Here is a 20,224-nt window from a genome sequence, read left to right as displayed (position 1 = left end):
TAAATAGTGGAAAGAAAGGAAATAAAATGAGTCATTCTGCAGCTATTGAAAATCAAAACATTGAATCATCCGATATCAAAAAGAAAAAAAGAAAACGTTTATTCTCTTATCTTGCATTAAGCATCGCGCTGGCTGGCGCAGGCTCGTTCGCATATTGGGAATTAGTGGGTTCTCGCTATGTTGAGACCGATAACGCCTATACCGATGTCGAGTCCGCTCAGCTCTCTTCCGCGATCACCGGTACGGTAAGTGCCATCCTCGTCACGGATTCTCAGGTGGTAAAAAAAGGCGATGTTCTGATCCAGCTGGACCCTACTGATGCAGAGTTAGCCCTTAATCAGGCGGAAGCAAACCTGAACCTGTCCATTCGGCGGGTAAATGGATATAAGGCCACCGACACAAAACTCGGCGCTGAAGTTGTGGCAAATGAAAAAGAGCAAAAACGTCTGCTGGCCCAGGTTGATGCCGCAAACGCTGACTTCCAGCGCGCGACGGTTGACCTCAAGCGACGCGAGGCGCTCATGCAGACAGGTGCGATTTCAGGCGACGAACTGACGCGTATTCAAAACGTTTATGCTTCCGCTCTGGCAAACCTGAATGCCGCTAAAGCCGCCGTGGCGCAAGCCGATGCAGCAAGACAGGCGGCAGTGGGTGCAAGACAGGCGAATGCCGTAATGATTGAGGATGCAAATACCGAGACCAACCCAGAAGTCGCTCTCGCCAGAGCAAAGCGCGATCAGGCCAGACTGGATCTGGAAAGAACCGTGCTCCGTTCGCCCGTTGATGGCGTGGTTGCTCGTCGCCAGGTCGAGCTTGGGCAACGTGTCCAGCCTTCCACGCCGTTATTGTCCGTGGTGCCGGTACAGCAAATTCACGTCAATGCCAACTTCAAGGAAGTTCAGCTCCAGCATGTGAAAGTGGGGCAGAAAGTGGAACTGGTGAGCGATCTGTACGGCGACAACGTTCCTTTCCATGGAACGGTAGAAGGCTTTGATGGCGGCACCGGCGCAGCGTTTTCAGTTATTCCTGCGCAGAACGCAACGGGTAACTGGATTAAGGTTGTTCAGCGTTTGCCCGTGCGCATCAAACTCAATGCTGATGAGCTTGCAGCACATCCGTTGCGGGTTGGGCTGTCCATGAAAGCGACAGTTAATTTAAAAAGTGAATAACGGAAACCAGGCTATGTCTACATTCGTTATCGATAACCAGCCGCCTTCGCTGAAGGGCGGTATGTTATGGGTGGGTGCCCTGGTTCTTGCAATGGCAAACTTTTTAGCCGTACTCAATATGACCATTGCAAACGTCACTCAGCCCAACATGGCTGGCGCCCTGGGCGCAGGAACCAGCCAGGGAACCTGGATCATCACGGCCTATGCCGTGGCTGAAGCCATAACGGTGCCGCTATCAGGATGGTTAACCACCCGGTTCGGCGGCGTGCGCGTTTTCTGCATTTCCGTGTTCATGTTTGGCATTTTTTCTTTGCTTTGCGGCCTTTCCACTTCTCTGGGAATGCTGCTGATGATGAGGGTTTTTCAGGGCATGGCGGGAGGCCCTCTGATGGCCTTATCACAAACGTTGCTCCTGCGTATTTTCCCGAAAGAAAAATCCATGCAGGCGACGGGATTATGGGCAATGACCACATTGCTGGCACCCGTTATAGGCCCGGTTCTCGGTGGCTGGATTTGCGATCATTACAGCTGGTCGTGGGTGTTTATCATCAACGTTCCGATGGCTATCGCTTTTTCAGTCGTCGCGTGGTCAGTATTAAAAATCTTCGAAGATGAGCTGGTTAATAACGCTATTGATATCGTTGGGTTTGTTTTACTGGTTATCTGGGTTGGTGCACTGCAGATCATGCTGGATGAAGGGAAAGACCTTGACTGGTTTGCCTCAGAAGAAATTTGGGTTCTGGCGATTGTGGCCTGTATCGGCTTTTTAAGTTTCTGCATATGGGAGCTGACCGCCGATCATCCGATTGTCGATATCAGCGTTTTTCGCCATCGTGGTTTTTCGGCCAGCATGTTTGTGCTCGCGCTTGCGTTTGGATGTTTTTTTGGTCTGAATGTTCTCACGCCGTTGTGGCTACAATATAACTTAGGGTATACAACAACATGGGCAGGGATTGTGGTTGCCTGGGGCGGCCTTCTGCAGGTGGTCTTCTCTCCGGTTGCCGCTAACCTTTCCAACAGAATCGATCCGCGCATTCTTATCTTCTTTGGCTGTGCCTGGCTCGGTCTCGATACCTTCTGGCGCTCCTATGCGACGACCGATATGGATTACTGGTCCATCTGTGTCCCTTTGTTATTCATGGGCGTTGGCATGCCGTTGTACTATGTCCCGATTACGGGGCTTGCAATGGGCTCTGTAGATGAAGCGGAAATGCCCTCGGCGGCCGGGTTAATGAACTTTGTTCGAACGTTATCAGGCGCGTTTGCCACATCGCTCGTGACGACATCATGGCAAGACCAGCGCTATATTGCGCATGACAGGCTGGCGTCCGTTGTCGATCCTACCGGCGATCTTTCACAGTACATCAACTCGGCGCCTCAGCAAGGTGGGCAATTTGTGCGCGAGCTTTTTGACAAGATGGTTAACAGCCAAAGCATGATGCTTTCGACCAATAATCTGATGATGTCGATCGGCGTCATATTTTTTATTGCTGCATTTGCGATTGCTTTAGCACCGAAACCTTCGCGCGTGGTCGATGCCGCATCTGTAGGACATTAATCGTTATTCAGCACAGGGATGTGAGCGTCAAATAAAAGAAAACATTTACTGGAAGAAATACCAAGACTTTCTGTACAGGAAAAGCGTTGCTTAATATCAGAAATATATTGTTCAATATATAAAAAAGTGGACGCTTCCCAGTGGAAGAAGCGTCCTAAATCAGGCAATTATTCAGACACAGATTGAAACCGTTAACTGACGATCTCATCGATAATATCGCATACTCCCTTCTGTTCATTATTTACATTTTCTGCCATCGCCTACCTGTTTCGCCACTCTTTCTCGCTGGGTCACCGACTCGGTCACAACTTCCGACACGATGAGTAACCCGGCCTTTTTGACAGCGGAAAGGTTTAAACTTTTCGTGATATTCTTTCTTTACTCCCCTTAGTTCCTATACTCGAGCCATATTCGCCACTGTATTAACACCTGTCACGCGCAATACGTTGTGCATGACAGATGAAAATATTTTGTTCTGGAAAAACGTCTATGTCGAAACTGGATTTGAGGTCCAAAAAAACCTGGGGCGCGCTGGCAGCAATCGCCGTTGTCGCCGGTACATTAGCATCTGCTTTTGCATGGACAGCGGGCTGGCTTGGTTCACGCACGGTCAGCCAGGCACTGGTAGGGGAAACACCGAAACCCTTCCCGCCGGGTTTTCGCCGCGCGCATGGAAAAGGCATCTGCTTTGCCGGCACCTTTACGCCAAACGGCTCGGCGGTTTCTCTTTCTACCTCCCGCCTCTTCTCACAGCAGGAAGTGCCCGTGGTGGGTCGATTCTCTATTGGTACTGGCGATCCGCATGCCCCGGATAGTACGACCAAAACCCTGAGCATGGCGCTGCTGCTGAAGACAGATGACAAGCAACAATGGCGGATGGCGATGAACAACGAGCCTTTCTTCGCCACGCACAGCCCGGAAGGTTTTCTGGCCTTGCGAAAAGCCACGGCCATTGATGCGGCCACCGGAAAACCGGATCCGCAGCGTCTGGCAGACTTTTTGAAAGCGTACCCGGAGGCGGAGAAATACCTTAAATGGGCGGCACAAAAACCCGCGCCCGGCAGCTTCGCGGGCGCGACGTTTTACAGCATTAACGCCTTTTACCTTGTGAACGCACAGGGGGATCGCCAGGCCGTTCGCTGGATGATGCGTCCGCACGAGCCTTTCCTGTCGATAAGCGATGAGCAACGACAGAAAGCCGATGACAACTTCCTGTTCGAAAACCTGCGTCAGCGCCTGGCGCAGAAGCCACTCTACTGGGATTACGTTTTGCAGCTCGCACAGCCGGGCGATCCGGTGGATGACCCATCCCAGCCATGGACGGACGATCGCAAAAAGGTGGTAGCCGGCACGCTGGAAGTGACGCGGGTCGAAGCACAATCCGCAGGCGCGTGCCGCGACGTTAACTTTGATCCTTCTGTCGTTCCCGCAGGCGTTGCGGTGTCTGATGATCCCATCTTAAACGCCCGCTCCGCTGCCTACTCCCACTCTTTCAGCCGCCGTGAGCGGGAAATCGGCTACGGCAAGGCCACCGAAGCCGTGCAAAAGCAGGAGGTAAAATGAGCTCAAATAAAGATATGCGAGCGCACGCGCCGCAGCATTTCAATACCCTGGCGCGAAGCCTGCACTGGCTGATGGCGGTGATGATCCTGGCCATGCTTTTCATCGGTGCCGCGATGATGACGTCGTTACATCACCGGATTTGGTTAATCGACCTCCACCGGCCGCTGGGGATCGCCATTTTACTGCTGGCACTGGTTCGTCTGGTCAACCGGCTCCTGAGCCGCACGCCCCCACTTCCTGCCGATTTGCCCGTCTGGCAGGTGCTTGCCGCAAAGGCATCACACTGGATGCTGTATGGGTTAATGCTGGCTATGCCGCTGCTGGGCTGGGCGCAGCTGTCGGCAGCGGGCCTGCCAATTGTCATGTTTGATGGCGTCAACCTGCCGGCGATTGTCCCGACCAGTCCAGCACTCTATGCCTGGTGCCACGACGCCCATAGCCTTCTGGCAAAGTTGCTTTTTGCCGTGGTGCTAGTCCATCTCTCCGCCGCACTCGTTCATGCGTGGATCTACCGGGACACAGTGTTTGCCAGCATGGCGAAAGGGGGTAAGTCGGCGTCAGCCATCCGGGATGACGTGAAGTAAGGCAAGCGGTAGGGGACACGCACAATCAGAATGTTTGTGTCCTCGCTTATCATCATCATCCTGAAACAGCGCACACAACCGGGGCACGTATTTCGTCGCCAGATTCGCGCGCCAAAAAGCCACGGACACCCCGCAATTATCGTGGAAGATAATATCTCTCAATTAAAGCGGTTATTTTTTAAACAGAAGAGCATTTATGCCCGCAATTTTAGCTTTTATCAAAAAGTTAAGCGTCGCTCTAGTATCAAACACCCTGACACTCGCAACACCTAACTCATTGATTAAAATGAGTTTACATCAATAAAAACGATAAAACCCCCTACTCCCCAACAAAATATATCAACTCGCGTGATATCTAAATTATAATTCTTATACTTCTGTTAAAAAGGTGGAGGTCAAAATGCGATTAACCCTACTGCTGTTATGCTGTCTGGTACAAAGTGTAACCTGGGCTGGCGACCTGCCAAAACCAGTTGGTAAACCCATTTTAACGATTTACGGTAATATAGAAAATACCAATGAAAATGGAAAAGCAGTGTTTGATCTCGCCAGCCTTGAAAAACTCGGAGTAGTGAGTTTCGAGACGACTTCCCCCTGGTATAACGGTCGTACGAAGTTTGAGGGTGTCCCCATGAGCAAGCTCATGGATTATGTGGGTGCAAAAGGTACGAACGTTAATGTTATTGCGCTCAATGATTACTCAACCGTCATCCCTCTCAGCGACTTTAAAAAATACAACGCCATCCTTGCCTTAAAGGTCAATGGCGAATATATGCGCATCCGCGATAAAGGCCCATCGTTCATTGTATACCCCTATGACAGTCTTCCTGAGTTGAATAATCAGATTTATTACTCACGATCAGCATGGCAGGTAAGCAAAATGAAGATTGAGTAGTCGTTCAGGAGAACATAATGAACAGGATACTGGTTGGTATCATTTTTTCTCTTTTTATCACGACAGGATATATTGCATACCTTGTTTATGATCGACAGCAGGAATTGCAAAAACTGACTCAATACACTGAGTCCTGGTCCGTGGCACAACTGGTATCAGAGTATTACCGTTTTGAATCATGGCTTGGTCTATACGCAACCGATACTGATGACGTTACGATAGACCAGGTCCGTATGCGCCTCGAAATTATGCTCAGTCAGGGCGATTTAATGAAGGGGGGCGATTTAGGTCGCTACATTGATAGCGATAAAACGCATCAGGAGCTCGCTTTACGCTTAGAAAAAATACTGGCCTATCTGGATAGTCATCTTGAAAAAATGAGCCATCCGGAGTTACAGGCATACCTGACAAATATGCATGAGCTCGACGCACCGCTAAGCCAGCTGTCTGCAACAGCATTAACAAAAGATATTAACACTGTTAATGAATCCAACAACAAAATACAAATCCTGTATTATATTTATTCCGCACTTTCTTTGCTTCTGGTGATTTTAAGCTTTATTCTTGGCTTCTTAATGATCTACCAGAATAAAAACATTCTGAAAGCACACATGCAGGTTAAAAGCCTGGCTGACGAACTTCAAATATCAAAAGAAAAACTGCAAATTCAGAACTCGAAGCTGGAATATGATGTTTATCATGACTCCCTCACCGGCATGAAAAACCGCCTTTTCTTCTGGGACGATCTCAACAAAATTAATCTTCAGGCAGATAAAAACCACGTCCCCGTCACGGTGATGTTATTTGATTTAGACCGCTTCAAAGAGGTCAACGATACCTATGGCCATGATACGGGAGATTTGCTGCTGAATCAGGTATCCCGACGGTTGACCTCGATGAGCAGCGCAACGGATACGTTTTACCGTTTAGGCGGCGATGAATTCGCCCTTCTCTCCAGCGGACTCACGGAAACCGCCGCCGTTTCACGCGCCAAAGAAATCAGCGATCATATCAGCCAGCCCTATACGATTAATAATCAGCTGATAAAAATTGCCACCTGCGTGGGCATCGTTTTATCAGATAATGAACGACGCTCTGATTATCTTTACAAATTTGCCGACCTGGCCCTCTACGAAGCGAAAAAAGAAGGTTCGCAGCAGATCAAAGTCTTCCGGCAGTGGATGCTGCAAAGACTGCAGGAAAGCAGGACCCTTGAACATGATATGGCTCTGGCGATCGATCACAATGAATTCGTTGTGTATTACCAGCCTATTGTCGATGCATTCAGCAATGAAATTTACGGCTATGAAGCGCTTATTCGCTGGATACACCCCGTGAAAGGGATACTCGCGCCAGATTATTTTATTTCCGTCGCTGAAAAAACGGGAATGATCAATGAGATCGGCAAGTCTGTGCTTGAGATGGCCTGCCGGGAAGCGGTGTCCTGGGCGGTGCCGGCCAGGATCTCGGTGAACGTCTCACCCGTTCAGCTAGGCACTAAATCGTTTACCACGATGGTACAGTCCATTCTGAAAGAGACGGGGCTACCGGCCAACCGACTTGAGTTAGAGGTAACAGAGTCTTCGCTCTTCAGTGACAGCAACATGCCGATCACTATTCTCAAAAAGCTTAGAGCACTGGGCGTAAAAATTTCCATCGATGATTTCGGAACGGGATATTCCTCGCTTTCACGACTGAGTGAACTTAATTTTGATAAAATTAAAATCGACAAATCCTTTGTGAACCCGATATCCACGCAGGATGATGCCCTTAATATCGTTAAGTTAATTACCGGCATGGCGAAGAGCCTCAATATGCGGGTCATTGCAGAGGGTGTTGAAACCGAAGCGCAGCTTGAACGTCTTCAGGCGCTTGGCTGCGATCTCGTGCAGGGGTACCTGTTCGGAAAACCACAGGCTGAGATTGACAGGAAGATTAGATACGGTTGAAATGGTTGCGCGGTTGTTTCTGGCCCTAAATCATGTAGACGATTGATAATCAAAGGTTAAACAATGAAAAAAACAGCCCCGGCCTATACGCCTGTTGATTTATCTCGTTGGCCAAGGAAGGAGCATTTTGAAGTCTTCCAGTCATTTGCTGAATGCACAATTAACCAAACCGTTCTGATCGACATTACCGCGCTGCGAAAACATATCAAAGCGGTGGGTTGGAAGTTTTACCCCACGATCATTTTTCTCCTGTCTAACATCATGAACCGGCATCCTGAGTTCCGCATGGCCATGAAGGACAATGAGCTTGTCGTCTGGAATGAAATTCATCCAAGCTATACGATTTTCCATCCCGAAACGGAGACGTTTTCGTCATTGTGGAGTCACTACGATGGCAATATTCATCACTTCCAGAACACGTATGCAGAAGATACGGCCCGCTATGGAAATAACCTTTCTTACTGGCCCAAGGAAGAGTCACGGGAAAATGTCTTTTTCGTATCGTCGATTCCATGGGTAACGTTTACGAACTTTAATATGAACATTGCGCATATGAAGAACTTCTTTTCGCCTATGTTCACGTTTGGAAAATACTACGAGCAGGATGGAAAAGTGCTGCTGCCGCTCGCGGTGCAGGTCCATCATTCGGTGTGCGATGGCTTCCATGTGGCAAGGATGTTTAATGAGTTGCAGGAGATGTGTGATGGTTTGTCGGGGCTGTCAGAGGAACCTGGCGCATGATGCGTAAGAAGTGTTGATGGTTTCCTTTTGTCGGGAGTGGGTGTGAGAAGCCTACCGGCCTTTCATTATTTTATGCGCTTTCCATGTGAGGCCAAGTGGAATCAGATACCAGACCGCAATAACGCCAATAATTGCAACAGGTAAGTAATATAACAGCAGCGAGGGCGTATAAAAGACGGGAAGGAAAATCAGCGGTGCAAGGATAAGCATCAGACAGATAATCCCTCCATAAAAACGCTTGCTCAGTTCATCTATTAATGTTGAAAGCGTTTCGCCAGTATTTTCATTACTACTCAATACCTCTTTCAGACGAGACAATTGCTTATTCGAAAAACCATTATCCAGTAGATCTTTTTCCGTTAGTTCACTGGTCATTTGCTCGCCTATCTTCATGGTAGTTATGTTCATGCAAGAATACCCTTAAGATGAGCTTTTTTAAACACTAGCCCAACTGAGGAATTACCAGAGATAGCAGACAGGATTGAGGATCAATAAGCACTATGAATCGCCACGGGTTTAACAGACGCCTCAGAGTCATGTTGGACTGACCCCATCCCGGTAGACGATCCTGCACGTACTCCAGGACGTTTGATACGTCGAACAATGAAAAATAGAGAATTACCGCGTGGAGTCTCAGGGTTTGATTATGTATTCGTTCCGCTGAAATCAGACGTTGGGAAATCATTTCCTATTGTCTTCAACCTTATTGCACGTAAAATGACCAGACACATTTTGGGAAGGAGTCTTTAATGGATATCGCGCTGCTCAACAGGGGCTGGAACAGAACATGGTCAGATACCATGGTGAATCTGGAAGCCCGTAAACTCGTCGAAACAGCAAACCGGCTGTCAGCATTCTATTTGCAAGATGGGATAACACGTATCAAGTTTGTTGGAGAGATAAAACAGGTTGTAGATAGAGAGTTTGAAACAGCTCGACGAGCTAAAACCGATGAAGAATGTATTGTATGCATCAAAAATCTTCGTGCTGAAACAGACAACCTGCTTGAACAAGAGCGTCTATTAAAAACCAAGTCCGCACAGCTTTACGCGAAGGTCGAGTTTGTTAAGGAAAATAATAAAATCGTCGGTTATGTTATATCCGCTGTAAATGTGGTGCTATCAGGCGTGGTTCTCTTTGGTGGCTTTATGATGTTATCCACTATGGGGCCGATTGGTATGCTGGCTGGGGCAGTCCTGATTGCCGATGGAATGAACGGATTAACGAAAGAAGTGCTCAACTTTGATCAGCCAGCAGGACATATACCCTCGCAAGGTATCATTGCTGACTCCGCGATGCATACGGCCCAGTTCATGGGATTTAATCCTAACACGGGCTTGGCTCTCTATAATGGTGTTACTCTTGGTGCCAGTGTGTACAGCATTGTTGGACTCGCTCGAAAAACTGGAGCCTGGAGATTATTCCGCTGGCTTCCACACGATTACTATCGCAAAGTCAGCACAATGAGCACTCCTAAGCTAACAATGAAGATTGTCGGTTATGGTGTTAAAGCAAAAGTGATTTTCGATCTATTGACAACCGAAAATGGAACCAGTTAATCCTTGATAGTTTTTCGGTAACGCCAGGATTTATAGGAAATTACCGGCGGCTGTGCAAAGGACATAATGGCAACCCCAAAGATCATCGCCAGCCCCCATGCAAATGCTCTATCAGGTGAGCTGAAGACGATAAGTAGCAGTAGGATTAAGGCACACACAGCCACCACTCCCGCTAAGGTAACAAATCGCCTAGCGAGGTCATTTATGGCCTCTCCAAGCGTTCCTCCATATTTTTCAATATTGCTTTTTATCTTCTGCAATTCGGGCTGCGTAAACCCTGAACGTAACAAAGCCTCATCAGTCACTTTCATATCGTCTCGTCCCTTATCTTCCAGAAGTGCTTTCCCAATCGCTGATTGTACAAGCAATCATACTGATGAACTTTACAGCAATCCACATGATGTTTGTGCAATGTATCAGATTTAAGACAATAGAAGCCATAAAGCCCCGTTAGTGGTACAAGCAACAAGCGGAGCGTAGCGACTTCATCAGGCCAACCTAGTTGGTTTCGCTTTGCGAAAGTCACCAGTGACCAAATCAGATTGTCAGAGAGATCACACCTTATCAGGGTGCTCGTGTACCTTTCGGAGCGTGAGCGAAGCGCTGGCAGAGCCGGATCTGTTGCTACCGGGGCATTACCACTATTCACCTGTTTACGCAGCCACAAGGCCGCACATCGGGCTTAAATGCGTGTGATCAATCTGTTTCGGGATGGTTTAGAGACGTTGGCAGCGTCATCAGCTTCGAGTTGATAGCGGTTCGTGGGGACTGTTCACGCTTTGTACCTGTTCGAGCTTTACAACTACAGGCCGCTACGTGCTAACATCCCTGAATAGCCACTGTTAACCATAGCGGCAACTGTTGGTCATAGAATCCCTTAAAAAAAGGTTGTATCTTGAGAATAAAAATCGTCTTAACTTATTGTTTTTAAAGGATTTTGTTGTGTGAGTGCCGATAATAGGAGTCGAACCTACGACCTTCGCATTACGAATGCGCTGCTCTACCAACTGAGCTATATCGGCCCTGAGAGGCCGGTTACGAGTGTAACCACGGGGCAAAAGGTTAGATCTATCCGGGTGATGCGTCAATGCCCTTTTGAATCAAACGGCTACTTTTGCATCACCCGTTATTATTTACGCACGAATCGTATCGTCGCCGAAGCCGATCCACTTGTACGTGGTCAGCGCTTCCAGCCCCATCGGACCGCGCGCGTGCAGTTTCTGCGTGCTGACCGCCACCTCAGCGCCGAGGCCGAACTGGCCGCCGTCGGTGAATCGGGTGGAGGCATTTACATACACCGCAGAGGAATCCACTTCGTTCACGAAGCGATCGGCATTGCGCAGCGTACGCGTCAGGATGGCGTCAGAATGCTGCGTGCCATGCTCACGGATGTGCGCAATCGCGTCGTCAAGATCGCTCACGATTTTCACATTCAGATCCAGTGACAGGAACTCGTCGTCGTACTGCTCCGCGTTGACGGGAACCACGTTAGCCGGGCCATCCTGCAGCAGCGCGAGCGCACTGGCGTCAGCATGCAGCGTCACGCCGCTCTCTGCCATCTGTTTGCTCAGGGCTGGCAGGAAGGTGTTCGCAATATCCTGATGCACCAGCAGCGTTTCAACGGTGTTACAGGTGCTTGGACGCTGGGTCTTCGCGTTAACGATAATCTTCAGCGCCGGTGCAATCTCAGCGCTATCGTCGACCACGATATGGCACACGCCGATACCGCCGGTGATCACCGGAATCGTCGACTGCTCGCGGCACAGCTTGTGCAGGCCAGCGCCGCCGCGTGGGATCAGCATGTCGATGTATTTGTCCATGCGCAGCATTTCGTTGACCAGCGCGCGGTCTGGGCTCTCGATCGCCTGTACGGCACCCGCCGGTAAGCCACACTCTTCCAGCGCCTGCTGAATGACTTTCACCGTCGCGGCGTTGGTACGCCAGGTCTCTTTCCCACCGCGCAGAATAGCGGCGTTGCCGGTTTTCAGGCACAGGGAGGCGACATCCACCGTCACGTTTGGACGGGCTTCATAAATGACGCCGATAACGCCGAGCGGCACGCGGCGGCGCTCCAGGCGTAAACCGCTGTCGAGCAGCCCACCGTCGATCACCTGCCCTACCGGGTCGGCCAGATTGCAGACCTGACGAACATCGTCGGCGATGCCTTTCAGGCGGGCCGGGGTCAACGCCAGACGGTCGAGCATCGCTTCGCTCAGACCGTTGCGGCGCGCTTCCAGTAAATCCTGTTCGTTGGCGAGCAAAATTTCCTGGGACTGTGATTCCAGATAATCAGCGATTTTTTCCAGCACGCGGTTTTTCTCGCGGCTGGAAAGGAGCGCCAGTTTGTAAGAGGCGGCCTTCGCGGCGGCGCCCATTTGTTCCAGCATGTTCTGGCTCCTTAACGAATAATCATGTCATCGCGATGTACGGCAACCGGGCCATATTCATAGCCCAGAATGGCGTCGATCTGCTGTGAGTGGTGACCCGCGATGCGGCGCAGGGCATCGCTGTTATAGCGGCTTACGCCGTGGGCGATGTCGCGGCCTTCGAGGTTACGGATACGGATCACTTCACCACGGGAGAAGTTGCCTGTCACGCTTTTAATTCCTTTAGGAAGTAATGAACTTCCTCGTTCCAGAATCGCGGCGGTTGCCCCTTCATCGACGACGAGTTCGCCCGCAGGCGGCGCGCCAAATATCCAGCGTTTACGGTTTTCCAGCGGGGATTCCTGAGCGTGGAAGCGGGTGCCGACCGAGATGCCTTCCATCACGTCACCAATCACGCCAGGGCGGCTGCCCGCCGCAATGATGGTGTCGATACCGGCGCGGCACGCCACGTCAGCGGCCTGCAGCTTGGTCCCCATGCCGCCCGTTCCGAGGCCGGACACGCTGTCACCGGCGATGGCGCGCAGCGCATCGTCGATACCGTGAACGTCGGTAATCAGCTCGGCTTCCGGGTTAGAGCGCGGATCGGCAGTGAACAGCCCCTGCTGATCGGTCAGAAGCAGTAATTTATCGGCACCGGCCAGAATGGCGGCCAGCGCAGAGAGGTTATCGTTATCGCCTACTTTGATTTCAGCGGTAGCAACGGCATCGTTCTCGTTAATGACCGGAACGATATTGTTGTCCAGCAGCGCGCGCAGGGTATCGCGGGCGTTCAGGAAGCGCTCTCTGTCTTCCATATCCGCACGCGTCAGCAGCATCTGCCCGACGTGGATGCCATAGATAGAGAACAGCTGTTCCCAGAGTTGAATGAGTCGGCTTTGCCCCACGGCGGCCAGCAGCTGTTTGGAGGCGATCGTCGCGGGGAGTTCGGGGTAACCCAGGTGTTCACGCCCGGCGGCAATCGCCCCGGAGGTCACAATCACAATACGATGCCCTGCGGCATGTAACTGAGCGCACTGACGTACAAGCTCAACAATGTGGGCGCGATTTAGGCGGCGCGATCCGCCTGTTAAAACACTGGTACCGAGTTTTACCACCAGCGTCTGGCTGTCACTCATGATTCTCTGCCGTTCAACGATAAGGGAAAGTAATGTCGAACGAACGTTTTAGCAGGAGTCAGCCCCGTTGCCAACTGCCTTAGCACATCGCGAAACACTTTGTTGCGCGGGATCAGGAAGCGTAGCGGGAGAATTTGACACTTTTATTACCGAAATAATAAATCACAGTTTTTTAAAATTATTCTTAGTTTGTCATAAAAGTTTCATTCCAGAACGATAAAACCCTTCCTGTTTTTTCACGGGACTTAAGCATGAGCTTAACGTCCAGCGAATTTTTTAGCGCGTTTATAAGACAGGATCGAAAATGAAAAAGAGCACTCTGGCATTAATGGTTATGGGCGTAGTGGCTTCTGCATCCGTTCACGCAGCTGAAGTTTATAATAAAGATGGTAATAAGCTGGACGTGTACGGCAAAGTGAAAGCCATGCACTACATCAGCGATGATGCCACCAAAGATGGCGATCAGACTTACGTTCGTTTCGGTTTTAAAGGCGAAACCCAGATTAACGATCAGCTGACGGGCTATGGCCGTTGGGAATCTGAATTTGCGGGTAACAAAGCCGAGAGCGACTCCTCTCAGAAAACCCGTCTGGCGTTCGCGGGCCTGAAGCTGAAAAACTTTGGTTCTCTGGATTACGGTCGTAACCTGGGTGCCCTGTATGACGTTGAAGCATGGACCGACATGTTCCCTGAATTCGGCGGCGACTCTTCCGCGCAGACCGATAACTTCATGACTAAGCGTGCTACCGGTCTTGCTACCTATCGTAACACCGACTTCTTCGGCGCGGTTGACGGCCTGGACATGACCCTGCAGTACCAGGGCAAAAACGAAAACCGTGACGCCAAGAAACAGAACGGTGACGGTTTTGGTACCTCTCTGAGCTATGACTTCGGCGGCAGCGATTTCGCCGTCAGCGGCGCTTACACCAACTCTGACCGCACCAATGCGCAGAACCTGTTGGCGCGTGGCCAGGGCCAGAAAGCAGAAGCCTGGGCAACCGGTCTGAAATATGACGCGAACGATATTTATCTGGCAGCGATGTATTCAGAAACCCGCAATATGACGCCAATTTCTGGCGGATTTGCAAATAAAGCGCAAAACTTTGAAGTGGTCGCACAATATCAGTTCGACTTTGGTCTGCGCCCGTCCCTGGGTTATGTCCAGTCTAAAGGCAAAGATATCGAAGGTATTGGTGACGAAGATCTGGTGAAATACATTGACGTTGGCGCGACCTATTACTTCAACAAAAATATGTCCACCTTTGTTGATTATAAAATCAACCAGATTGACGACAAAAATAAACTGGGCGTGAGCAGCGATGACATCGTTGCCCTGGGTATGACCTACCAGTTCTGATGATGCGAAATAAAAAACCGGCCTGTGCCGGTTTTTTTTATTTCGGGGATTAATGCGGGCTGGTGCCCTCACCCCGGCCCTCTCCCACGGGGAGAGGGAGAAAACCATCATTTTTTGTAGGCCGGGTAAGGCGAAGCCGCCACCAGGCGCTGGGACACCATCAGGCAGTCAGCTTCACCGCTTCGCTGGAAAAGTTATCTGCGGGCTCGAGCTTGAGATCAAGAGTCGCCAGCAGTGCGCGAGCCTTATCATGGAACTCTTTTAGCGTATATTCCAGGCGGTCAATCACTTCCTGATCTTTAATAGAGGTCGCCTGCCAGTTGCCGTCTTTATTAAACAGGCCAAACTGGTAGCTATACGTAAAGCGTTTTTCCTCTGCTTCCATTTCCATCCACCAGCCCCAGAATTCACGTTTTTCGGGTGCAGGCTTCACGTTGACGCATACAGCCAGGCAGTCGAAAAAAAAGCGATTCTCTTCACACTGCTCTTCTCGAATATACGGGCCGAGAGCCATAAACTTCTTAATCAGTCTACTTTTCGGGTGTCCACTCGGTAACGTCATTGCGATCTCCTTTTGTGAAGCCACTGTTTTACCAAACCAGCAAAATTTAGCAATCTATTAACACAATCTCTGAGCGATCCAGCGCGTAATCTCTTTCAGCGCTTTATCGAAATTCTGATAGACCGGGCTGAACGGCACTTCTAGCAATTTGCCATCCGCAGATGACGACGTGATTAAGCGCGACTCTTCTTCCGGACTGAACGGATCGTTTTTCCAGAATCCCGACAGCATCGGCGTTGGGCAGCGACGTCCCAGCAACCCTTGCGTTTTTAACGAGTAGCGATTGAGCTCAACGCGCAGCGCTTCGTCTGATGCATCATGCATGCCAAGACGGCTGGCCAGCACATCAAGGTACATTTCAGGTACGCTCCCCTGGCGTGCAGGATCGCTGAGCAGGGCGTGAACGACCGGACCAAGGCAGGCGACGGCTTTCAGGCGAGAAGATTCAAGGTAAGCCAGACGCACCGCGACGTTTGCACCAAAGCGGAAGCCAAATGCCGCCACGCGGGTGTGGTCGACCCACGGAATGTTTTCCAGCGCTTTTAGCGCATGCTGGTGCAGCAGGCTGGAATCCTGAGTCAGTTTCCATTTGGAGGAGAAGCCGATTGAGGGCATATCCAGCGTCAGCATGGCGATCCCTTTTGGTGCGAAGTAACGCTCATACAGGCTGTAATAATCGATCTGCAACGAATCCAGCCCACCGCACATAAGGACGGTCGGGAACGGGCCTTCACCTTCAGGCATATGCAGGAACCCGGTAATGGATGACCCACCCGGAATGGTAAACTCGAGTTCGCGCATCTGGCCCGGCAGGCGTTGAGCCGCCTCTTCATAGGCGCGATTCGCCAGCGCCTGTGCCTGCTCGGCCAGCTCATCACCTTTCAGATGTGGATACGCGGCAATGGCGTAGAGATTGGCCGCATGCAGCCAGTGCTTGCCGCTGCGCGTGGCATCCTCTTCCTGGGTGGCTTTCTGCTGCCAGAGCATTGCCTGTTTAGACCACTCGTAGATCCAGTTTCCGCCGCGATAGCCCACTACCGTATCATAGAGTTCGCTGTCGGTACGCTCGGCTTCACTCATCACGATACGCGCCTGCACGTCAAGGATTTCACGAGGATCGATACCGCGCCAGACCCACATCAGGCGGTTAATCATACGATACCAGTGGGGCACGTTTTTACCGTCTAACGCGGACTGGACGGCAGGCTGGGTACCCGGATTAAAGCGACGCACCAGCGTCGACGTTTCAGGGTGTTTGAAACGGGGTTTGAAAAGTGTCTCGGTGAGATTCGCCTGCGTCATTGCGTTGCCTCCATGAATACGTCATATGAAGACTATTGTAACGCGTGGCAGGCCAAAAAGAACAACGCCCGGCATAGCCGGGCGTGTAAAGTTACGTACTGGTATTAACGGCCTGAAATCGGCGGTACGAAGACCACGCCCATATCCCATGGCTGTTCAATCCAGGTATCCTGCGGGATATCAATCACGTAATCGTCAACCAGCGGGCGGCCAGCAGGTTTCGCGAAGATAGTGACGAAATGTGCTTTCGGATACATTTCGCGGATAGCGACCGCAGTACCGCCGGTATCCACCAGGTCATCAATCACGATGAAACCTTCACCGTCGCCTTCCGCGCGTTTCAGCACGGTCAGCTCACGCTGGTTGTCATGGTCATAGCTGGAGATGCAAACGGTATCGACATGACGAATACCCAGCTCACGTGCCAGCAGCGCCCCCGGTACCAGACCGCCACGGCTGACGGCAATAATGCCTTTCCACTGTTCGGAAGGCATCAGACGCGCAGCCAGTTTGCGGGCGTGAATCTGCAACATGTCCCAGGTGACGACGTATTTTTCGCTCATGTGAAGTGTCCCAGCCTGTTTTTATACGGCTTAAAAAGTGTTCGAGGGGGAAATAGGTTGCGCGAGATTATAGAGATCTGGCGCACTAAAAACCAGTGTTTAGCGCCCTCTGCCTGTGTTTTTACATGCTTTATGCTACCAGCCAGCAGAGAAAGTGGTATTCTCAGTTTCATCTCGCAAGCCTGACTTGTGGTAACTATTAACCTGCTAACCCTGTGACCTGCAACCTTGTTTGCAGCGCCTCGACAAGGAGACTTATCGTGTCTGAACTGTCTCAATTATCTCCGCAGCCGCTGTGGGATATTTTTGCCAAAATCTGCTCCATTCCACACCCTTCCTACCATGAAGAACAGCTTGCCGAACATATTATGGGCTGGGCGAAGGAAAAAGGTCTGCATGCGGAACGTGACCAGGTTGGCAACATTCTGATCCGCAAACCCGCCACCGCAGGCATGGAAAACCGCAAACCGGTTGTGCTGCAGGCGCACCTGGACATGGTGCCACAGAAGAACAACGACACCGTTCACGACTTCACTAAAGATCCTATTCAGCCGTACATCGACGGCGACTGGGTGAAAGCACGCGGCACCACCCTGGGCGCGGATAACGGCATCGGTATGGCCTCTGCGCTGGCGGTACTGGCTGACGACAGCGTTGAGCACGGTCCACTGGAAGTGCTGCTGACCATGACCGAAGAAGCAGGCATGGACGGCGCGTTCGGTCTGCAGGCGAACTGGCTGCAGGCGGATATCCTGATCAACACCGACTCTGAAGAAGAAGGTGAGATCTACATGGGCTGCGCGGGCGGGATTGATTTCATCTCTACCCTGCCGCTGTCACGCGAAGCGATTCCTGCCGGTTTCCAGACCTTCAAGCTGACGCTGAAAGGTCTGAAGGGCGGCCACTCCGGCGGCGATATTCACCTGGGTCTGGGCAACGCCAACAAGCTGCTGGCGCGCTTCCTGGCAGGCCATGCGGCTGAGCTGGATCTGTGTCTGGTTGATTTCAACGGCGGTACCCTGCGCAACGCGATCCCACGCGAAGCCTTCGCCACCGTGGCTGTACCGGCGGCAAAAGCCGACGAGCTGAAAAAACTCTCCACCGTATATCTGGATATCCTGAAAAACGAACTGTCAGCGAAAGAGAAGAACCTGACCGTGGTGCTGGAATCCGTCTCCACGGATAAAGCCGCGCTGACCGCGAAGTCTCGTGACACCTTCGTTCAGCTGCTGAACGCGACGCCAAACGGCGTGATCCGCAACTCTGACGTGGCGAAAGGCGTGGTGGAAACCTCGCTGAATGTGGGCGTGGTGACCATGAGCGACGACAGCGCGGAGATCATCTGCCTGATCCGCTCCCTTATCGACAGCGGTAAAGAGTACGTGGTGAGCATGCTGGAATCGCTGGGTACGCTGGCGGGCGCGAAAACGTCTGCAAAAGGCAGCTACCCGGGCTGGCAGCCGGATGCAAGCTCTCCGGTGATGGCACTGGTGCGTGAAACCTACCAGCGTCTGTTCAACAGCACCCCGAACATTCAGGTGATCCACGCCGGTCTGGAATGTGGTCTGTTCAAGAAACCGTATCCGGACATGGACATGGTTTCTATCGGGCCAACCATTACCGGTCCACACTCGCCGGATGAGCAGGTTCATATCGAAAGCGTCGGTCACTACTGGACGCTGCTGACTGAACTGCTGAAAGCGATCCCCGTTAAGTAATTCCCTCACCCCAGCCCTCTCCCACAGGGAGAGGGTGAACAACGCAGGCCCGGTAAGCGTAGCGCACCGGGCTTTTTTACAATCCTAATACCAGCTGTCGCTCTAACTGCGGATCCAGCAGCGTGACGTGCAATCCCACCAGCCTCACCCCTCGCCCGCCTCGTCTTTCTTCCCATGCCTTTTTTGCCGTCGCGATAAGATCGTCTTTATTCAGTCGCGGCCAGACGTGTTCCTGCGTGGTCTGCTGGAAGTCATTGAATTTTAATTTGATACCCTGACGGGCAATCAGCAGGTCCGGCTTCACCTTGCTTAAGCGTCGCTCCAGCTCCGGGTAAAGCTGTTCCGTGATAATGGTTTCGCATTCGGACCAGTCATGAATATCTTCAATGAGGGTGCGCTCAACGCCGACGGATTTCCGTAGCCGTTCACTGTTCACATCGCGATCGTCAATCCCCTGGCTGCGCTCCCACAGCACGCGGCCAAACTTCCCAAAGCGCTTCAGCAGCATGGCGAGGTCGCTTCGCTGCACGTCTTCACAGGTCCGTAGCCCCATGCTTTCCAGCTTTGCAGCGGAGACTTTCCCGACGCCGGGGATTTTACCGAGCGGTAGCGTTTTCAAAAACGCAGGCACCTCTTCCGGCGTGATGACGTACTGACCGTTGGGCTTATTTAAATCGGAGGCGATTTTGGCGAGGAATTTAACGGGCGCCACCCCCGCCGATGCCGTCAGATTCAGCTCGTTGAAAATCGTCTGGCGGATCTCCTGCGCCATCAGGGTGGCGGAGCCGTGGCAATGCACGCTGTCGGTCACATCGAGATAGGCTTCGTCCAGCGACAGCGGCTCTATCAGAGAGGTATAGCGGGAGAAGATTTCCCGAATATGAAGGGAAGCCTCTTTATAGGCGTCGAACCGCCCGGGCAGAAGCGTGAGATGAGGGCAAAGCTTTAAGGCCATCGCCGTCGGCATGGCGCTGCGCACGCCAAATTTGCGCGCAGGATAGTTGGCGGTGCTGATGACACCACGCTGAACGCGGCTGCCGCCAATGGCGATGGGAATATCCCGCAGCGCCGGGTTGTCACGCATCTCCACTGCGGCAAAAAAGCAGTCCATATCGACATGGATTATTTTGCGCATAGTAAGCCCTCACTCATCACTGGATAAGTATACAGTAAACAAATGAGGATTGAGAAGTGTACGTGTG

18 protein-coding genes and 1 tRNA gene are annotated in these 20,224 nt (G+C 51.5%); 10 read left to right on the top strand and 9 right to left on the bottom strand.

Translation table 11 applies throughout. The annotated features are described in order from the left end of the window. Positions 1-26: 26 nt before the first annotated feature. From OTG14_RS00255 to catA, 7 genes are all read left to right on the top strand, one after another. Positions 27-1,169, top strand: a complete 1,143-nt coding sequence (locus OTG14_RS00255; protein WP_267214427.1) for an HlyD/EmrA/EmrK family protein — start codon at positions 27-29, stop codon at positions 1,167-1,169. 13 nt (positions 1,170-1,182) lie between these two features. Next, positions 1,183-2,727 carry a DHA2 family efflux MFS transporter permease subunit gene (locus tag OTG14_RS00250; protein ID WP_267214426.1) on the top strand — a complete coding sequence of 515 codons (1,545 nt, stop codon included), beginning with the start codon at positions 1,183-1,185 and terminating at the stop codon, positions 2,725-2,727. Positions 2,728-3,216: 489 nt separating this feature from the next. Continuing rightward, positions 3,217-4,290, top strand: coding sequence for a catalase family peroxidase (locus OTG14_RS00245; protein ID WP_267214425.1), 1,074 nt, complete (start codon positions 3,217-3,219; stop codon positions 4,288-4,290). Next, positions 4,287-4,874, top strand: a complete 588-nt coding sequence (locus tag OTG14_RS00240) for a cytochrome b (protein WP_208763535.1) — start codon at positions 4,287-4,289, stop codon at positions 4,872-4,874. The genes OTG14_RS00245 and OTG14_RS00240 overlap by 4 nt, the downstream gene beginning before the upstream one ends. Positions 4,875-5,274: 400 nt before the next feature. Next, entirely contained in the window at positions 5,275-5,769 is a 495-nt protein-coding gene (locus OTG14_RS00235) for a putative pterin-binding protein (RefSeq protein ID WP_024909477.1), read from the top strand. Between the two features lie 17 nt (positions 5,770-5,786). Then, positions 5,787-7,718, top strand: a complete 1,932-nt coding sequence (locus OTG14_RS00230; RefSeq protein ID WP_032646104.1) for a putative bifunctional diguanylate cyclase/phosphodiesterase — start codon at positions 5,787-5,789, stop codon at positions 7,716-7,718. A gap of 63 nt (positions 7,719-7,781) precedes the next feature. Further along, positions 7,782-8,459, top strand: a complete 678-nt coding sequence (catA, locus tag OTG14_RS00225; RefSeq protein ID WP_024909475.1) for a type A chloramphenicol O-acetyltransferase — start codon at positions 7,782-7,784, stop codon at positions 8,457-8,459. 51 nt (positions 8,460-8,510) lie between these two features. On the opposite strand, the gene OTG14_RS00220 is transcribed toward catA, so the two are convergent. Further along, complete coding sequence (locus OTG14_RS00220) at positions 8,511-8,867, bottom strand: hypothetical protein (protein ID WP_228117534.1); 357 nt, start codon at positions 8,865-8,867, stop codon at positions 8,511-8,513. A gap of 341 nt (positions 8,868-9,208) precedes the next feature. Between OTG14_RS00220 and OTG14_RS00215 the strand changes: the two genes are divergently transcribed. Continuing rightward, the gene (locus OTG14_RS00215; RefSeq protein ID WP_267214424.1) at positions 9,209-10,018 is read left to right on the top strand and encodes a DUF4225 domain-containing protein; all 810 of its coding nucleotides are present in this window, start codon (positions 9,209-9,211) and stop codon (positions 10,016-10,018) included. Here the strand turns inward: OTG14_RS00215 and OTG14_RS00210 are convergent. The 4 genes from OTG14_RS00210 to proB all read right to left on the bottom strand — a co-directional run bounded on the left by OTG14_RS00210 (position 10,015) and on the right by proB (position 13,520). Then, entirely contained in the window at positions 10,015-10,329 is a 315-nt protein-coding gene (locus OTG14_RS00210; protein ID WP_020882780.1) for a hypothetical protein, read from the bottom strand. The genes OTG14_RS00215 and OTG14_RS00210 overlap by 4 nt on opposite strands. Before the next feature lie 638 nt (positions 10,330-10,967). Next, positions 10,968-11,040 (bottom strand) — tRNA-Thr (locus OTG14_RS00205). A gap of 111 nt (positions 11,041-11,151) precedes the next feature. Then, positions 11,152-12,405 carry a glutamate-5-semialdehyde dehydrogenase gene (gene proA, locus OTG14_RS00200; RefSeq protein WP_032646979.1) on the bottom strand — a complete coding sequence of 418 codons (1,254 nt, stop codon included), beginning with the start codon at positions 12,403-12,405 and terminating at the stop codon, positions 11,152-11,154. 11 nt (positions 12,406-12,416) lie between these two features. Then, complete coding sequence (proB, locus tag OTG14_RS00195) at positions 12,417-13,520, bottom strand: glutamate 5-kinase (RefSeq protein WP_008501877.1); 1,104 nt, start codon at positions 13,518-13,520, stop codon at positions 12,417-12,419. A gap of 304 nt (positions 13,521-13,824) precedes the next feature. Here proB and phoE point away from each other — a divergent pair, with 304 nt between their 5' ends. Beyond that, a complete protein-coding gene (gene phoE / locus OTG14_RS00190; RefSeq protein WP_148769531.1) occupies positions 13,825-14,877 on the top strand; it encodes a phosphoporin PhoE in 1,053 nt (350 codons plus the stop codon). A gap of 160 nt (positions 14,878-15,037) precedes the next feature. Here phoE and crl read toward each other — a convergent pair whose 3' ends face one another. The 3 genes from crl to gpt all read right to left on the bottom strand — a co-directional run bounded on the left by crl (position 15,038) and on the right by gpt (position 17,304). Next, complete coding sequence (gene crl, locus OTG14_RS00185) at positions 15,038-15,439, bottom strand: sigma factor-binding protein Crl (RefSeq protein ID WP_024909470.1); 402 nt, start codon at positions 15,437-15,439, stop codon at positions 15,038-15,040. A gap of 57 nt (positions 15,440-15,496) precedes the next feature. Beyond that, positions 15,497-16,741 carry an esterase FrsA gene (frsA, locus tag OTG14_RS00180; protein WP_045909843.1) on the bottom strand — a complete coding sequence of 415 codons (1,245 nt, stop codon included), beginning with the start codon at positions 16,739-16,741 and terminating at the stop codon, positions 15,497-15,499. A 104-nt stretch (positions 16,742-16,845) separates the two neighbouring features. Beyond that, the gene (gene gpt, locus OTG14_RS00175; protein WP_010427903.1) at positions 16,846-17,304 is read right to left on the bottom strand and encodes a xanthine phosphoribosyltransferase; all 459 of its coding nucleotides are present in this window, start codon (positions 17,302-17,304) and stop codon (positions 16,846-16,848) included. Positions 17,305-17,564: 260 nt separating this feature from the next. Here gpt and pepD point away from each other — a divergent pair, with 260 nt between their 5' ends. Further along, a complete protein-coding gene (gene pepD, locus OTG14_RS00170) occupies positions 17,565-19,022 on the top strand; it encodes a cytosol nonspecific dipeptidase (protein WP_267214423.1) in 1,458 nt (485 codons plus the stop codon). Between the two features lie 76 nt (positions 19,023-19,098). On the opposite strand, the gene dinB is transcribed toward pepD, so the two are convergent. Then, on the bottom strand, positions 19,099-20,157 hold the full coding sequence (gene dinB / locus OTG14_RS00165; RefSeq protein WP_008500252.1) for a DNA polymerase IV: 1,059 nt from the start codon (positions 20,155-20,157) through the stop codon (positions 19,099-19,101). Positions 20,158-20,224 lie beyond the last annotated feature (67 nt).

The sequence above is a fragment of the Enterobacter pseudoroggenkampii genome (assembly GCF_026420145.1).
GTDB classification, from domain to species: Bacteria; Pseudomonadota; Gammaproteobacteria; order Enterobacterales; family Enterobacteriaceae; genus Enterobacter; species Enterobacter pseudoroggenkampii.
Note: the sequence above shows the minus strand (reverse complement) of the source record. Positions and strands in the feature narration are given on the sequence as shown.

Excerpts from the sequence above, each read along its gene's own strand:
- OTG14_RS00210 (WP_020882780.1), bottom strand. The coding sequence starts at position 10,329 with ATGAAAGTGACTGATGAGGCTTTGTTACGTTCAGGGTTTACGCAGCCC.
- proA (WP_032646979.1), bottom strand. The coding sequence starts at position 12,405 with ATGCTGGAACAAATGGGCGCCGCCGCGAAGGCCGCCTCTTACAAACTG.
- phoE (WP_148769531.1), top strand. The coding sequence starts at position 13,825 with ATGAAAAAGAGCACTCTGGCATTAATGGTTATGGGCGTAGTGGCTTCT.
- OTG14_RS00230 (WP_032646104.1), top strand. The coding sequence starts at position 5,787 with ATGAACAGGATACTGGTTGGTATCATTTTTTCTCTTTTTATCACGACA.
- catA (WP_024909475.1), top strand. The coding sequence starts at position 7,782 with ATGAAAAAAACAGCCCCGGCCTATACGCCTGTTGATTTATCTCGTTGG.
- OTG14_RS00255 (WP_267214427.1), top strand. The coding sequence starts at position 27 with ATGAGTCATTCTGCAGCTATTGAAAATCAAAACATTGAATCATCCGAT.
- gpt (WP_010427903.1), bottom strand. The coding sequence starts at position 17,304 with ATGAGCGAAAAATACGTCGTCACCTGGGACATGTTGCAGATTCACGCC.
- OTG14_RS00245 (WP_267214425.1), top strand. The coding sequence starts at position 3,217 with ATGTCGAAACTGGATTTGAGGTCCAAAAAAACCTGGGGCGCGCTGGCA.
- crl (WP_024909470.1), bottom strand. The coding sequence starts at position 15,439 with ATGACGTTACCGAGTGGACACCCGAAAAGTAGACTGATTAAGAAGTTT.
- OTG14_RS00240 (WP_208763535.1), top strand. The coding sequence starts at position 4,287 with ATGAGCTCAAATAAAGATATGCGAGCGCACGCGCCGCAGCATTTCAAT.
- OTG14_RS00235 (WP_024909477.1), top strand. The coding sequence starts at position 5,275 with ATGCGATTAACCCTACTGCTGTTATGCTGTCTGGTACAAAGTGTAACC.
- OTG14_RS00215 (WP_267214424.1), top strand. The coding sequence starts at position 9,209 with ATGGATATCGCGCTGCTCAACAGGGGCTGGAACAGAACATGGTCAGAT.
- proB (WP_008501877.1), bottom strand. The coding sequence starts at position 13,520 with ATGAGTGACAGCCAGACGCTGGTGGTAAAACTCGGTACCAGTGTTTTA.
- OTG14_RS00250 (WP_267214426.1), top strand. The coding sequence starts at position 1,183 with ATGTCTACATTCGTTATCGATAACCAGCCGCCTTCGCTGAAGGGCGGT.
- frsA (WP_045909843.1), bottom strand. The coding sequence starts at position 16,741 with ATGACGCAGGCGAATCTCACCGAGACACTTTTCAAACCCCGTTTCAAA.
- OTG14_RS00220 (WP_228117534.1), bottom strand. The coding sequence starts at position 8,867 with ATGAACATAACTACCATGAAGATAGGCGAGCAAATGACCAGTGAACTA.
- dinB (WP_008500252.1), bottom strand. The coding sequence starts at position 20,157 with ATGCGCAAAATAATCCATGTCGATATGGACTGCTTTTTTGCCGCAGTG.